11 protein-coding genes and 3 pseudogenes are annotated in these 14,126 nt (G+C 64.1%); 9 read left to right on the top strand and 5 right to left on the bottom strand.

Annotation, left to right across the window (positions count from 1 at the left end; translation table 11 throughout):
- Window positions 1-57: 57 nt before the first annotated feature.
- Window positions 58-993 (bottom strand): sensor domain-containing diguanylate cyclase, encoded by a 936-nt coding sequence (locus BB934_RS29495; protein ID WP_099513493.1) that lies wholly within the window; start codon window positions 991-993, stop codon window positions 58-60.
- Window positions 994-1,149: 156 nt separating this feature from the next.
- Window positions 1,150-2,397: a putative bifunctional diguanylate cyclase/phosphodiesterase gene (locus tag BB934_RS29490; protein WP_237050514.1), complete on the bottom strand. Its 1,248-nt coding sequence runs from the start codon at window positions 2,395-2,397 to the stop codon at window positions 1,150-1,152.
- Between the two features lie 269 nt (window positions 2,398-2,666).
- Here BB934_RS29490 and BB934_RS29485 point away from each other — a divergent pair, with 269 nt between their 5' ends.
- The gene (locus BB934_RS29485) at window positions 2,667-4,019 is read left to right on the top strand and encodes an IS701 family transposase (RefSeq protein WP_099513491.1); all 1,353 of its coding nucleotides are present in this window, start codon (window positions 2,667-2,669) and stop codon (window positions 4,017-4,019) included.
- Here BB934_RS29485 and BB934_RS29480 read toward each other — a convergent pair.
- A complete protein-coding gene (locus tag BB934_RS29480; protein WP_099513490.1) occupies window positions 3,934-4,581 on the bottom strand; it encodes a hypothetical protein in 648 nt (215 codons plus the stop codon). The two genes, BB934_RS29485 and BB934_RS29480, sit on opposite strands and share 86 nt — an antisense overlap.
- 184 nt (window positions 4,582-4,765) lie before the next feature.
- Between BB934_RS29480 and BB934_RS29475 the strand changes: the two genes are divergently transcribed.
- The 3 genes and pseudogenes from BB934_RS29475 to BB934_RS29460 all read left to right on the top strand — a co-directional run.
- On the top strand, window positions 4,766-5,818 hold the full coding sequence (locus BB934_RS29475) for an IS110 family RNA-guided transposase (protein WP_099513489.1): 1,053 nt from the start codon (window positions 4,766-4,768) through the stop codon (window positions 5,816-5,818).
- A gap of 618 nt (window positions 5,819-6,436) precedes the next feature.
- Window positions 6,437-6,619: pseudogene (locus BB934_RS29465) on the top strand (hypothetical protein); the annotation flags it as partial.
- A 69-nt stretch (window positions 6,620-6,688) separates the two neighbouring features.
- Window positions 6,689-6,859, top strand: a pseudogene (locus BB934_RS29460) (YnfA family protein); the annotation flags it as partial.
- A gap of 42 nt (window positions 6,860-6,901) precedes the next feature.
- Here BB934_RS29460 and BB934_RS29455 read toward each other — a convergent pair.
- On the bottom strand, window positions 6,902-8,437 hold the full coding sequence (locus BB934_RS29455) for an FAD-dependent monooxygenase (protein WP_099513487.1): 1,536 nt from the start codon (window positions 8,435-8,437) through the stop codon (window positions 6,902-6,904).
- Window positions 8,438-8,748: 311 nt separating this feature from the next.
- Between BB934_RS29455 and BB934_RS29450 the strand changes: the two genes are divergently transcribed.
- From BB934_RS29450 to BB934_RS29435, 4 genes are read left to right on the top strand one after another with little or no spacing between them, the layout of a single operon-like run.
- Window positions 8,749-9,066 carry an ArsR/SmtB family transcription factor gene (locus tag BB934_RS29450; RefSeq protein ID WP_099513486.1) on the top strand — a complete coding sequence of 106 codons (318 nt, stop codon included), beginning with the start codon at window positions 8,749-8,751 and terminating at the stop codon, window positions 9,064-9,066.
- 55 nt (window positions 9,067-9,121) lie between these two features.
- On the top strand, window positions 9,122-9,373 hold the full coding sequence (locus tag BB934_RS29445) for a DUF1127 domain-containing protein (RefSeq protein WP_099513485.1): 252 nt from the start codon (window positions 9,122-9,124) through the stop codon (window positions 9,371-9,373).
- Between the two features lie 14 nt (window positions 9,374-9,387).
- Window positions 9,388-10,818: an FAD-dependent oxidoreductase gene (locus BB934_RS29440; RefSeq protein WP_099513484.1), complete on the top strand. Its 1,431-nt coding sequence runs from the start codon at window positions 9,388-9,390 to the stop codon at window positions 10,816-10,818.
- A 51-nt stretch (window positions 10,819-10,869) separates the two neighbouring features.
- Window positions 10,870-12,075, top strand: a complete 1,206-nt coding sequence (locus BB934_RS29435; protein ID WP_099514259.1) for an MFS transporter — start codon at window positions 10,870-10,872, stop codon at window positions 12,073-12,075.
- 892 nt (window positions 12,076-12,967) lie between these two features.
- Here BB934_RS29435 and BB934_RS29420 read toward each other — a convergent pair.
- Window positions 12,968-13,204, bottom strand: a complete 237-nt coding sequence (locus tag BB934_RS29420; protein WP_099513482.1) for a hypothetical protein — start codon at window positions 13,202-13,204, stop codon at window positions 12,968-12,970.
- 136 nt (window positions 13,205-13,340) lie between these two features.
- Here BB934_RS29420 and BB934_RS29415 point away from each other — a divergent pair.
- A pseudogene (locus tag BB934_RS29415) lies at window positions 13,341-14,097 on the top strand (IS5 family transposase).
- Window positions 14,098-14,126: the final 29 nt, after the last annotated feature.

Below are 14,126 nucleotides of genomic sequence, written 5' to 3'. Positions count from 1 at the left end.
CGGAAGTAAGGCTAAGGTCAGCCCCCGTGCCAATCTCGGATGTTCGCCAAGGCGGCCTCATTCCGCTGCGACACTGATCGTGGTGCAGTTCCGCCCCTCTCCCTTGGCGGCGTACAGGGCGCGGTCGGCCCGACGCAGGATCGAACTTCGGTCGTCTCCCTTCAAAGCCTCGGTAATCCCGGCGCTGAAGGTGTAAGACAGGTCAATCCCGTCCTCGACGAGCCAGGCTGGCGGAAAGCGATCCCGGATCCGGTCGATGATGCGGAACGCGTCGTCAGCCCCGGCACCGGGTAGGATCAGCAGGAACTCCTCGCCGCCCATCCGACCCAGCATATCCTGTGCACGCACTCTCTCGCGGTACATGTCCGCAAAATGGCGAAGAACGGTGTCCCCAGCGTCGTGCCCGTGCCCGTCGTTGATGGCCTTGAAGTGGTCGATGTCGATCACGGCGATACACAACTTCGAACCAGAGGCCTCATGCTCAGCCAGCATGCCATCGAGTTGCTCCAGGATATGGCGGCGGCTGGCCAAACCCGTGAGAAGATCGGTCTGCGATGCCTTTAGCGCTGCCTCGTGCGCCTGGCGCAATGCCTTTTCGTTCTGCTTCAGGGCTGTGATGTCGGCACCCACAGACAGAATCCAGCCGTTCGGCAGAATGGTCTGGTCGATCCAGAACCAGCGGCCATCCACGAGATCGGTTTCAAAGGACTTGCGGGGCAGGCTCCTTCGCCGGGAAAGGGTTCTGGCAAGGAAGGCCTCGACATCTCCATCGTCGATCCGAACGCCAAGACCGTTTCTGTGTGCGTGGCGGGTGATGCCGGCGAAGGTGAAAGGACCATCATAGTTGCCCAGAAACATGCCCTGGTAGGTCTTATTCGCGTACCGGAGATTGTCCTCGGCATCAAAGATGGAAACCGCCTGCCCACTTTCGGTCAGGGCCTCGACGAGGGCCGGGAGGGTCTCGTCCGCGAGATTGGGAATGAACTTAGACATTACGACCTAGGGCAAGACCACGAAGGAACCATAGAGGCAAAAGGACTGCACATGTGTAAACAATTGCTCATCCCGGGCCTGCAGCCATATCCAACAGAGCAGTTCGAGCGGGTTTCGACACGAAGCAGCGCGAAGGTCATTTCCACCTCTTCGGCTTTAGTCGACATTTTCAAGCGAGATCCGTGACGTTCCCGAGGAGGCGAAGACCGATGTCATGCCGCTCGCAGGTGCCAGCCGGCCAAAGAGATAGCCCTGGAACTGATCGCAGGCGAGCCCGCACAGTATTTCCGCCTGCCGCACGGTCTCTATCTCTTCGGCCGTTACCTTCATGCCCAGTTGATGGGCGAGCATGATGATGGTGCTCAGGATCTGGCGGGCCCTGTGCTCGTCCTTTTCAAGGGCACTCACGAAGGAGCGGTCGATCTTGAGCTTGTCGAAGCCGAACTGCCACAAGTAGGCGAGGCTCGAATAACCCGTGCCGAAATCGTCCATGGCCACGGATACACCAAGTGCCTTGAGAGACCGGAGTTGCTCGGCGATGCCCTCGGTGTCCTCCATCAGCATCGACTCGGTGACCTCGAGCTCGAGCCGATACGGCGCCAGGCCGCTCTCCTTGAGCGCGTCGCTGACGGTTGAGACCAGCGTCTGGTCGTAAAACTGGCGGACCGACAGATTGACCGAGACGAATGTGTCCGATGGCCAGGTTGCGGCAGTACGGGCTGCTTCCACGATCCCCCACTTGCCGATGGCTGCAATCAGTCCCATGGATTCGGCAATCGGAACGAACGTGGTCGGAGGGACATAGGCGCCCTGGCGATCCCTGAGCCGCAGCAGAGCCTCGAAGCCGACACAGCTTTCGTCAGCGGCGGAAAGCAACGGCTGATAGTGAAGTTCGAAGCCCTCGATTGCCGTGGCATGTTGAACCAAATCCTCGAGCTCGCGCCGATTGCGCATGCGCTCATCGAGTTCGCGCGAGAACAAGCTCACTCTGTTTTTGCCGTCGATCTTGGATTCGTACAGAGTAACTTCGGCACGATTCAGCGCCTCCTCGACCGTGGCCCCTTCATCCGACATCACATAGATTCCCGCGCTGACGTGGGCGGCCATGGTGTTGCCGTGCACGTGGATCGGCTCGCTGATGGTCGCCATGATGGCCTTTACATCGGACACCATCTCTGCCACCGCGTACCGAGTCAGCGCGATCACGAATTCGTCTCCGCCGACCCGGGCGACGATGTCTTCGCCGCCGCAGAATCGGCTGATGCCGCGCGCAACGTGCTTGAGGAACTCATTCCCTGCATCATGTCCGAAGTCGTCATTGATGAGCTTGAAGTTGTCGACATCGAGAAAAACAAGAGCCAGTTGCCGACCCGGCACCCGGTCGGCAATTCTGGCCTGGAGCATCTCCGCGAACCGCGTGCGGTTAAGCAGGCCCGTCATGGGATCGTGGCTGGCGAGGAACTCGGCCTGGTGGCGAACCTCACGCGCCTGCCTCGTCCGGATCAGAAACGCTACAGTCGGAATACCGAAGGAGAAGGCAAATCCCACACCGAGTGCAACGGCCAGTGCACCTAAGCTCGACTTTGGCCATTTCTGGCGGGTGATGTGGGAGCGCAGGGCGGCGAAGCGAACGATGCGGTAGACTGGCAGCGTTTCCGCCAAGAGACACCACCATGCCGGACCTGCCCGCCCGCTTCGCCGCGATCATTGTAGCGTTTGCCCCGCTCTTTCGCCACCGAACCTGGCGTCATGCCGAGGTCCTGCTCGTCGGAGCCATCCTGGCACCCGGTAAGCGCACCGTGACCAGCATCTTGCGTATCACCGGCCTCAGTCGCGAGCGCCACTTCGTCAACTATCATCGCGTGCTCAGTCGGGCTCGCTGGAGCACACGCGAGGCGGCCCGGCTGTTGCTGGGCCTGCTGATCCAGGCCTTTGCCCCAACCGGTCCGGTGATCCTCGGCCTGGATGACACCATTGAGCGCCGCCGCGGCAAGCGCATCAAAGCCAAGGGCATCTACCGCGATCCGGTGCGCTCCTCCGATGCTCATTTCGTCAAGGCCTCGGGCCTGCGGTGGATCAACCTCATGCTCCTGGCTCCCATTCCATGGGCAGCTCGCACCTGGGCCCTGCCGTTCCTCACTGCCCTGGCACCCTCCGAGCGGTATTGCCGTGAGCGGGGGCAGCGGCACAAAAAGCTGACCGACTGGGCGCGTCAGATGATGCTGCAGGTCAGGCGGTGGTTGCCTGAGCGCGAATTGGTGCTGGTGGCCGATATGGGCTTTGCCGCCCTGGAACTGCTGGCAGCGCTGTCTCGCCGCGGCGTGATCTGTATTACCCGGCTTCGCCTGGATGCCGCCCTCTACGAGCCGGCTTCACGGCGCCGGCCGGGGACGAAGGGCCGTCCGCGCACCAAAGGAGCTCGGTTGCCGAACCTTTCCGATGTGTTGCTCCGGACGAGCACGCGCTGGCGCCGCGTCACGGTGCCTGGCTGGTATGGCGAAGGAGATCGCGTGGTCGAGTTCTGCTCGGCCACGGCCGTGTGGCGCCATGGCGGAATGCCCATCGTGCCGATCCGCTGGGTCGTGCTGCGTGATCCTCTCGGTCGGTTCTCGCCCCAAGCCCTGCTGTGCACCGATCCCACGCGCGATCCGCTGCAGATCATCCGCTGGTTCATCCTGCGCTGGCAGATCGAGGTCACCTTCCAGGAGGCGCGTGCACATCTGGGCGTAGAGACCCAGCGGCAATGGTCGGATCAGGCCGTCGCCCGCACCACGCCCTGCTTGCTCGGACTGTTCTCAATCGTGACTCTGCTGGCCGCGCAACTCGGTCAGCGCTCCCGAACCGCTGTTTGGATCGACAGCTGGTATCGCAAGTCTCATCCGACTTTCGCGGATGCCCTGGCGGCCGTGCGGCGTCAGATCTGGAGCGAGATGGGTTTATTCACATCACGCTACCGACACAAAATGTCGAAACCCTCACACGCCCTTCAACGAGGCTTGGTTTACGCGCTCTGCCAAGCCGCCTGATTGGCCAAAGTCGAGCTAAGGAACGGTGGAAGAATGCTTCTGCTCTCGTTTCGTCGACATAGGTCTCGGCGATGGCGCGCAAATTGCCCGCACTGTCGAGCACCGGAACATACGCTTCGGCGTAGCGTGATGGCATATTGCGCTCGCGGGTCCCGGCGTTGAGGAAAACCAGCGGCTGCTTACTGGCGATTACCTCCATCGCTTCATCGTCGATATGATCGTGCTGTTCCTGGTTCGAGAAGGTTTCGAGGTCGGACTGAAGGACCGCATTGCCCTTGGCGTCATAGAGCTTGAAGCGAAACACGTTGCCGACCATCGCGGTCGAAACGACCGCTCTCTGGCGTTCGGTGAGCTGGCCGCTGCTGACCAGTTCGTCGAATTCCGGGATTGTCGCGACAAAGTATTTTGCCCAGTCTTCCGCCCGGGCCCGCGCATCTGCGGAGACGGCATGATCGATGGCAAGATCTACGGCGAAGACCACCAATCCACCCAGAATGGCGGTACTCAGTAACGCGGCCGCGATATACTTTCGCAGGTGAAACACAGTAGCCCCCGCAGGCATGAAGTTTTCCCCCCTTGCAATAGATTTCATCGGTCCATGACGGTCCTTAGTTTGCAGTTAATGATCTTTACGGAAGGCCTGCAACTGTCGAATTCAGGGAGTACGAATGTCTGCTAATGGGATGGACCGGCCGTGCTTACCGGCGCACCCTTCATGAGGGGCGCCTAGCACGAGGACTTGAGCCATGCCCACAGCTCCGCTTCCGCCTATTGCCACCCTTGGGATCGACATCGGCAAGAACAGCTTCCACGTCGTTGGCCTAGATATCCGCGGCGTCATTGTCCTGCGCCAGAAGCTCTCCCCGGGACAGGTCGAGGCACGTCTCGCCAACATGGCGGCGTGTCTGATCGGCATGGAGGCCTGTGTCGGTGCCCACCATCTCAGCCGTCAGTTGCTGGCGCTCGGTCATGATGTGAAGCTGATGCCAGCCCAGTTCGTGTCACCCTTCCGCAAAAGCCACAAGAATGACTTTCGTGATGCTGAGGCCATCGCTGAAGCCGTGCAGCGGCCCACCATGCGGTTTGTGCCCACCAAGAGCGTCGAGCAACTCGACCTGCAAGCTCTTCATCGTGTTCGCGCACGACTGGTGAGCCAACGCACGGCAGTCCTCAACCAGATCCGTGCCTTTCTGCTGGAGCGCGGGATTCCGGTGCGCCAGAGGCTACGTTCGCTGCGTCAGGCTTTGCCGGATATTCTCGCTCAGCGAACGGACGTGCTCACGCCTCGGATGACGCACCTAATCGAAGGCCTGATGCAGGACTGGCAGCATCTCGACGAGTGCATTGATGCAGTGACCGGTGAGATTGAAGCTTTGGTGGCGGCGGACGAGGCCTGCCAGCGCCTGATGAGCGTGCCGGGTGTCGGGCCGATCATCGCCAGTGCCATGGTGGCAACGATCGGCAATGGGGCGGCTTTCCAACGCGGCCGCGACTTCGGAGCGTGGCTCGGCTTGGTTCCGCGCCAGATCTCCACCGGTGACAGAACCGTGCTGGGCCGCCTGTCCAAGCGCGGCAACACCTATCTCCGCTCCCTCCTGGTCCAAGCCGCTCGCGTGCTGCTGCTCTGGCCCGCGAAGTGGCGCCAGCACAGCTTTGGTGAATGGCTGATAGCCGCCTCGATGCGCCTGCACCACAACGTGCTGGCGGCGGCTCTGGCCAACAAGCTGGCCCGCATCGCCTGGAGTGTGCTGAGCCAGAACCGGACTTATGAACCCCGGACAGCGGCTGTGATGGGCTAAGGGTAGCATCGCCCTACCCTGCCCTGCATCAACCGCTTGGAGCTCGCCGAGGTCTGCGAGAGGAAGACGAGATGGAGAGCGGTCGCGCCGTCACATTGGTGCTCTGGTGACCCCGATGGCCGAAAGGGCCGGTCCGCTAATGAGAACCGATGTGCGCGGATACCCATGATGGCCGGGAGCCTTGCTCCGCAAAAGGCCGGATATATTAGCGCAAGACCAACCTCACCATCTCACATGCCTCTTGCGACACACGGCCGGTCCATAAATCGGGGTCAGGAAGCGATGGAACCTGCCGGTCTGAAACATCTGGTCTTCTATGCCAACGCAGACATTCGCCCTACTTCCTGGACGTGCCAAAACGAGACTATTGAAGGCGATAGTGAATGCCACCATCAAGAGCGGCACCGCGAAGGTGGATCCGCCGTCGCCGACCAGGCCGAGGACAAGGCCGCCGATCCCGCCGGATCACGTGGCGAGAGCACCTGTCATGGGATCAGGCATCGTCCATCACTCCCACAGAGCTGCGCCGAAAGGTGACCTGCGGCCAGTCAGACGGCACGATCCGGAACAGGGCCATGCCGGCGACCATGGCGGCCACGAACACGGAGAACTGCCATGCCGTCCTCCTACTACGACCGGGTTGTGGACGTGATGGAGGAGCTGGTGAAATTCACGCTCCTGACCCGCGACCGCTCGGATTCCCTCACCGACCGCTACAGCCAGCGCAAGGAAGCGGCCGAGAAGGAGGCCAAGCAGCTTGCTGCGGAAGCCATAAGGCACGAGGTCAAGGCGGCCGAGTAGGCGTATCGACGGCCGCTGATCCGAAGTCAGCTCAATGAGCCGAGTTCCCCGAGTTGGGCGTCCTCGCCCCTCGTCGATAGCGATGCCGCCGGACGGGCCTACGCGGCCTACGTCGGCGTCTACATCGTCGCCTCCCTGCTCAGGCTCTGGGCCGTCGAAGGGGTCCGTCCCGACCGCCGGGACGGCACGGGCGCGAGCATCTGCCTCGGCGGCGCGGCCATCATACTGCTTGGACCGAGAACCGCGTGGCGCGAGCCTGATCCCTCTCCCGGCGTGCGGTGCTCAGGGATGCACGCCCCGCGTGTCCAGGTACTGTTCCAGCCTGGCCGGGCTGGCGTCCGGATCGGCCAAGCCGATATGGCCATCCGGACGCACCAGGTACACGGCGCCCCGCTTGAGGCCCGCGCGCGCTGTCGTGGGTTGCCAGGGGAACACGTGCAGCGCCAATCCCCTTCTGGTGCAGGCCTCCGCGATCCCGGCGCCGCACTCACCATAGACGTGAGCCTGCCAGTCGAGTGATCTTAGCGGCGCGAAATTGTCGTCTTCCTGATCCGCGCTGCTGGCCGTCGTGACCCAAGGCAGGCGGTCGCCGCCCCTGACGCTGCCGGCGCGGCCCTCGCTCAGGCGGCTGCCGCGATAAGTCACCCCGATCTGCGAGATCGTGCGGAACATGAAACGGCGCACGAACGCCGCCGTGAACAGGACTGGCAGCAGGCGTGGCGCGACCGCGACGCGGATAAACCGGGCGAGCGGGCCCGGGCTGGTCACCACCGTGAAAGCCTGGTCGGTCGTCGCCACCAGGCGCCGGGCGAAGGCGATCCGCTCAGGCTCGTAGGTGTGCAGCAGCGGCGTCCCGGCCCGCCCGTGCAGGACGGCCGCCAGCTTCCAGGCCAGGTTCACGGCATCCCCGATGCCGGTGTTCATGCCCTGCGCGCCCACGGGGCTGTGGATGTGCGCGGCATCGCCGAGCAGGAAGGCGCGGCCTTGCTGGAAATGGTCCGCCACACGATGGTGCACATGGTAGGTTGAAAACCAGTTCACCCGCTCGACTTGAATGCTCAGCCGCTCGAGCATGTGGGGGCTGACGTCCTGCCACGCCAGGGGCTCGCGTGGGGCTTGCGTCTCCTCCCGCACCGTGCCGATCAGGCGGGCCCGCCCCGAACCTGCCATGGGAAATACCGCCAGGAAATCCGTGTCGTCCAGGGCTACGTGCAGTTCGCCGTCCATCACCGAGCCGTTCGCCGCCACATCGGCCACGTAGTACACACGGGTGTAGGCGCCGCCCGGGAAGCCGATGCCCAGGACATCGCGCACGGTGGAATGGGCTCCGTCGCACCCCGCGAGATAGGCCGCTTCGCACACCTCCTCGGTCCCGTCCGGCCGCCTCAGGCGTGCCCGCACGCGCTCGCCGTTATCCTCGAAGCCGAGGAGCTCGGTCCGGCGCTCGACCTCGATCCCCGTCTCGCTCAACCGGTCGATCAGGAGCCGCTCGTGCTCGTCCTGCGGGAAGATCACCAGGTACGGGAAAGGACTCAAGCCTTGCCCCATCGCGCCGAAGCCGACACGGGCGGCTTTCCGGCCCCTCACCCACAGGTTTGCGGCCGTGAATTCCAGTCCCTGATCGACCACCGCCTCGGCCAGGCCGACCTGCCGGTAGAACTCGAGCGTCCGCGCGTGGACCACCAGGGCCCGTGACGTGGTCCCGGGTTCCGGCGTCTTGTCGAGGATGCGCAGGCGGAGTCCGAGCCGGTTCAGCCAGAGGGCCAGAACCAGACCGGTCGGCCCGGCGCCCACGATAAGCACTTGCGTGTCAGACATCCGTCGCCCCCTCGCAGCCCATGCTCGCCCCGGCACCCACACACGCCAGCCGGCCGGCTGGACTCAGTGGCCTGTCATCGCCAACGGCCCAAACGCCCCCGCGACCGACGGCAGCCGCCAGGATGTCGAAGCGTCGCCGATGGCACTGTGCTCCTGGCACGACGAACCCGGGTGCCCTTCGTCGGCTCGGGGATAGTCCAGAAAGTAGGGCAGGTGGATTTGAGAACCCGCCACTCAGCCCAGGGCACGATAATTCGATCTTTCTGGAAATATCGCTTGACGCAGCACGCACACAGGCCCAAGGTATTTCCATGAACGTCGAACAAGCAGCTAAGCAGCTCGAAGCGCTTGGGAACACCACCCGGCTCCAGGTCTACCGCACTCTCGTCCGGGCCGGAGAGGCGGGCCTGCCCGTCGGGCAGATCCAGGAGCGCCTCGGCATTCCGGGATCGACGCTCTCGCATCACCTCCAGCGGCTCCTGCTGACCGGGTTGGTGACGCAGGAGCGGCAGGCCACGACCCTAATCTGCCGGGCCAACTACCCGGCGATGAACGGCCTCATCGGCTTCCTCGCCGACGAGTGCTGCGCCGATGCCGGATGCGGAGCCCAGGCGGAGAACGCCGCTTGATTTATTTTTGCCGACTATTTCCATCCTACCGGAAATAGCGATGCAGGAGATACTGATGCTGATCCTTCTCTCTTCCCGCCTCGGCCGGGAACGCTCGGCCACCACCCACAGCGAAATGCTGTCGTTAGACGATCTCGACGATCATCTCCTGCGGGACATCGGCTTGCGGCGCACTAACCTCTATGCCGTCCCCGTGGAGCGGTTGCTGCCCGCTTGCCGCTCCAAGGCGGCCCATCGCTGGGCCGAACTCATGACCCGCTTGCGCAACGCCCTCGCTCCCGGACCCGTCCCCTGCTGCCGATCCTGACCAAGGAGCTTCCCATGACCTCGTCCAATGCCCTCCCCATTGCCGTCATCGGTGCAGGTCCGATTGGCCTCGCCGCCGCCGCCCACCTGATCCGGCGCGGCCTGCCCGTGAAGGTCTACGAGGCAAGCGCCACCGTCGCCGCCAACGTCAAGGATTGGGGCCGCGTCCGCCTGTTCTCGCCGTGGGAGTACAACACCGACGCGGCAGCCCGAACCCTGCTCCAAGCCCACGGCTGGCAGGAGCCTCCTGGCAAGGCGATGCCGACGGGGACGGACCTGTACGAGGCCTACCTCAAGCCGCTGTCCGAAGTCCCCGCGATGGCAACGGTGATCGAGACGGACGCCAAGGTCTCGGCCATCACCCGACAGGGCGTGGACAAGGTGCTCAGCTGGGGGCGCGAGATCAAGCCCTTCGTGCTTGCCGTCTCCAACGGCAACGGCGCCATCCGGCGCGACCTGGCCCGGGCGGTGATCGACGCCTCAGGGACGTGGACGGCCCCGAATCCCTTGGGTGCGGGCGGAATCCTGGCCGAGGGCGAGTCCGAGAATGCCCGGAGCATTGCTTACGGCATCCCGGACGTGCTCGGCCGCGACCGCGCCGCCTACGAAGGCAAGACAATCCTGGTGGTCGGCGCCGGGCACTCGGCTGCCAACGTGCTTCTCGATCTGGCCCGATTGGCCGAACGGGATTCTCGGACCTCCGTCGTCTGGGCCACCCGCGGCGAGAACCTGATGCGGGTCTATGGTGGCGAACGGGCCGACCAGCTTCCGGCCCGCGGCGAGCTCGGCTCCAGGCTCAAGGCGCTCGTCGACAGCGGACGGGTCACCCTCGTGGCCGGGTTCTCCGCCACACGCATCCGTGCCATCGACGGGCAGGTTATGGTCCAGGGCGAAACGGCAAACGGCATCCGCGAGGTCGGCCCCGTCGACCGGATCGTCGTCGCGACCGGACAGCGCCCGGACCTCAACCTGACCCGTGAACTGCGACTCGACCTCGACCCGTGGCTTGAGAGCTCGAAGGCGCTCGGCCCGCTGATCGATCCCAATGAACACTCGTGCGGATCGGTTCCGCCGCACGGCCACCGCGAGCTCGCCCATCCGGAGCCCGGCTTCTACACGGTCGGTATCAAGAGCTATGGCCGTGCGCCGACCTTCCTGATGCTGACCGGCTACGAGCAGGTCCGCTCGGTCGTGGCGGCGATCGCCGGAGACCTCTCCGCAGCGGACGACATTCACCTGGTGCTGCCGGAGACGGGAGTGTGCTCGACGAACATTCCGGTCGACGGTGCGAAGGCATCCTCCGGATGCTGCGGCCGTCCCGCCTCGGCAGCCGTCGACGACTGCTGCGCCGCGGACGCCGAGGCCAAGGCCGAAGGCCAGTCGGGCTGCGGATGCGGTCCCGCGAGGACGCCGGAGACGGTTGCGGAATCTGTAAGCTGCTGCTGAGATCCGCACGTGTCGAATCCCGTGAGCGAGTCCCTGACGAGCGGTCCCGCCATGCCGAAGCCAAGCCCGAGGGTGGTCATTACCGCCCTCGGGATCACGCAGATCCTCGCCTGGGGATCGTCCTTCTATCTGCCCGCCGTACTCGCGCAGCCGATCGCCGCCGACACCGGATGGTCGCTCGGGTGGGTCGTCGGCGGCCTGTCCGTGGGTCTGCTCGCGGCAGGGCTGATCGCACCCCGGGTCGGGCGCACGATCGATGCCAGGGGTGGCCGTTCGGTCCTCGTCGCCAGCTCGGTCCTGCTCGCCGCCGGACTCGCGACCCTCGCGCTCGCCCACAGCCTTCCCGTCTACCTGATGGCTTGGCTCGTGATGGGCGTCGGCATGGGGTCGGGTCTCTACGACGCGGGGTTCGCCACACTCGGGCGCCTGTACGGGAAGGACGCCCGGCGCGCCATCACCACCCTGACCCTGTGGGGCGGATTCGCCAGCACGGTCTGCTGGCCGCTCAGCGCCTGGCTCGTCGAGCACTTCGGCTGGCGCGGTGCCTGCGCGGCCTACGCCGCGATCCACGTCCTCGTGTCCCTTCCGCTGCACGCCTTCCTCGTTCCCGGCATCGATTTATCTTCGAGCGGCGGCAAATCCTCCGGCACGCAGCCCGTGCTGTCCTCCCCAGCCCCTCTGTCCGACATCCGGCGTGCGCGCGCGTTCGCGCTCCTCGCCGTGGTCCTCACCCTCGGGGCAGTAACCGCCTCCATGATCGCCGTGCACCTGCTCACCTTCCTCCAGGCACGGGGGCTCGGACTCGCGGCAGCCGTCGCCCTCGGCGCGCTCGTCGGTCCTTCGCAGGTCGGCGCCCGCATCGTCGAGATGGCCTTCGGCCGCCACTATCACCCGATCTGGACCATGGCGGCCTCCGTCACCCTGGTTGCGTGCGGGATCCTGCTGCTCCTCCTCGGGTTCCCGATCCTGGCGCTTGCCCTTGCGCTGTACGGCGCCGGGAACGGCATCGGCTCCATCGCGAAGGGTACCCTGCCCCTCAGCCTGTTCGGGCCGGACGGCTACGCCTCGCTCATGGGCAAGCTGGCAATGCCGAGCCTGCTGGCCCAGGCCCTGTCCCGATCGATCGGGGCAGTTCTGATCGGCATCGGTGGACCGGACGCAGCGCTCGGACTTCTCTCCGTGCTGGCTTGCCTAAACCTCGCCTTCGTGGGTCTGCTGGGAGCGGCCTCACGACCGACCCTGGCAGGAAGGTCGTGAGACTGCCCCCTGCTCTGCCCTAGGCGGCTGTGGCCTGAGCGACGGCCTGCCTGCGGCTGATGTGTGGCGGTCGTACTCATCTGCCAGTGCGGACAAGGAGGCTCGGCCATCGCCCGAGAAGGACGGGCCATGCATCAGTGCCAGCGTGCATGGCGACAGCGTTGCGAGAGTACGAATTGTCGTTCCCATGTCCGGGCTCAGGCTGGAGTACTGGAACAGGTCCTCGGCGGCGATCGCCGGACCGACGATATCGCCCTCGGTCAGCGCCGCTAGATATACAAGTACAAAGCACTCCCGGTGGTTTTCACCCAGAGTGTGTCAGCTTTATATAAAACCCGCTGAGAGGTTTCGCAGCGGGCTCTTTTGTACTGTGACGGTAGCCGTCCTACCAACCGCGACCGTAGTACTCACGCCGCTCCCAATGCGAGCGCTCGTATTGGCGGCGCCACCAGGGACGAGCCCACGGCGGTGGGCCATCGCCGCGACGCCAGTAAGGGCGTTCGTAGTCGCGCCGTAGAGGGCCACTAAACCGGCGCTCATAACGCGGTGGTGGGTCGTAGTACTGAATGTGCTGAACCGAAACGCCCAAAGCGTTTGTGATAACTGCAGGACCTGTTTGGGGACTCGCAGAGGCCGACTGGGATGCAAAACCAGCGGCAGCGAGGGCGAAAGCCAGAACCACTTTCTTCAACATGTTACCTCCCAAGGCGATACATTCAGAGTGCGCCTTGGGGAGTGAACTCGGTCTGAATGTCAGGCTGGCTCGCTGTTCATCTACCCTCATTCCTGCTCGCCCTCCAGGGCCCCGAACTACGACCGCTTAGGGTGCTGGAGCTACGGCCGCTGTCACCTCAAGTGCGAAGCCCGCGCCGATCCCAATGCAGACGCCCAGTCATTCCGTGGCGGCCTTTTGTTGCCTCTTCCGATCTTCACGGGCTTTCATCCAGCCGAGAACGATGCGCGGCGTGGAAGTCTGCAGCCTCTGAAGCCAGTAGAGAGCCTCCAGAGCGAGTGCGATCATCAATGGATAGGCGATCACGTCGAATAAGCCGCCATCCATCTGATACTCAGAGACAGCGATATACAGCGCTAGGGCGACGTACGCTGAGCGGTAGAAGATCAAGAACACGGGTATTGCCCCTCACGGGACCGGGTCTTATGCCCTTACGGGTATCCAACCTATGCAAAAACCTAGGGCCAGGACCCATAAAGGAGTTTGAGCGGGCGGCGCTTTCGTGATTCACGACCTCGTCGGGAGGCCACTGATGAATCGAAATCGCTTCTGGCTCACGGACGAGCAATTCAAGAAGATCGCGAACCATCTGCCCACCGATACGCGAGGGAAGCCTCGGGTCGATGATCGCCGCGTGATCAGCGGAATCATCCATGTCCTCAAGTCTGGCGGGCGCTGGGTCGATGCCCCCAGTCTCTATGGACCGCACAAGACCCTCTTCAACCACTTCGTTCGTTGGGCTGCGAAGGGCATCTGGGTCGATCTGTTTCATGCGCTCGCAAGCGCAGGCGGCCCACCGCTCAGGTGTTAATCGACTCGTCTGCCGTGAAGGCCCACCGCTCCGCCTCAGGCGGAAAAGGGGAAAACACCAGCAGGCCATTGGGCGCTCGCGTGGGGGACGCTCGACTAAAATCCATGCCCTGACGGATCGGCTGTGCCGCCCGATTGCCTTCCTGCTGACCGGTGGCAACGTCGCGGACTGTGAAGCCGCCAAGCAGCTCTTGGAGCATTTGCCAGCCAGCCGCGTCCTGCATGGAGACAAGGGATACGACACCGACGCATTCCGGCGGCGGATTGAGGCCAACGGCACGCTGCCCAACATCCCGCCCAAGGTGAACCGGCTCTGGAAATGCTGCTTTTCGCCCGTGCTCTATCGAGCCCGCAACGCAATCGAGCGCATGTTCCGTCGTCTCAAGGACTTCCGCCGGATCGCAACCCGCTACGACCGGCTCGCAACCAATTTCCTGGCGGCCATCTGCCTCGCCGCGACCGTCAGCTACTGGTTATAAATCCAGACCATAAAGAGCCGCCGACGAGC

The sequence above is a fragment of the Microvirga ossetica genome (assembly GCF_002741015.1).
In the GTDB taxonomy this organism is placed as follows: domain Bacteria; phylum Pseudomonadota; class Alphaproteobacteria; order Rhizobiales; family Beijerinckiaceae; genus Microvirga; species Microvirga ossetica.
This window is presented reverse-complemented; position numbering and strand designations above follow the sequence as displayed.

What these genes read in the sequence shown, in the direction of transcription:
- BB934_RS29495 (WP_099513493.1), bottom strand. Translation starts at nt 993, where the DNA reads ATGTCTAAGTTCATTCCCAATCTCGCGGACGAGACCCTCCCGGCCCTC.
- BB934_RS29490 (WP_237050514.1), bottom strand. Translation starts at nt 2,397, where the DNA reads ATGCTCCAGGCCAGAATTGCCGACCGGGTGCCGGGTCGGCAACTGGCT.
- BB934_RS29485 (WP_099513491.1), top strand. Translation starts at nt 2,667, where the DNA reads ATGCCGGACCTGCCCGCCCGCTTCGCCGCGATCATTGTAGCGTTTGCC.
- BB934_RS29480 (WP_099513490.1), bottom strand. Translation starts at nt 4,581, where the DNA reads ATGCCTGCGGGGGCTACTGTGTTTCACCTGCGAAAGTATATCGCGGCC.
- BB934_RS29475 (WP_099513489.1), top strand. Translation starts at nt 4,766, where the DNA reads ATGCCCACAGCTCCGCTTCCGCCTATTGCCACCCTTGGGATCGACATC.
- BB934_RS29455 (WP_099513487.1), bottom strand. Translation starts at nt 8,437, where the DNA reads ATGTCTGACACGCAAGTGCTTATCGTGGGCGCCGGGCCGACCGGTCTG.
- BB934_RS29450 (WP_099513486.1), top strand. Translation starts at nt 8,749, where the DNA reads ATGAACGTCGAACAAGCAGCTAAGCAGCTCGAAGCGCTTGGGAACACC.
- BB934_RS29445 (WP_099513485.1), top strand. Translation starts at nt 9,122, where the DNA reads ATGCTGATCCTTCTCTCTTCCCGCCTCGGCCGGGAACGCTCGGCCACC.
- BB934_RS29440 (WP_099513484.1), top strand. Translation starts at nt 9,388, where the DNA reads ATGACCTCGTCCAATGCCCTCCCCATTGCCGTCATCGGTGCAGGTCCG.
- BB934_RS29435 (WP_099514259.1), top strand. Translation starts at nt 10,870, where the DNA reads ATGCCGAAGCCAAGCCCGAGGGTGGTCATTACCGCCCTCGGGATCACG.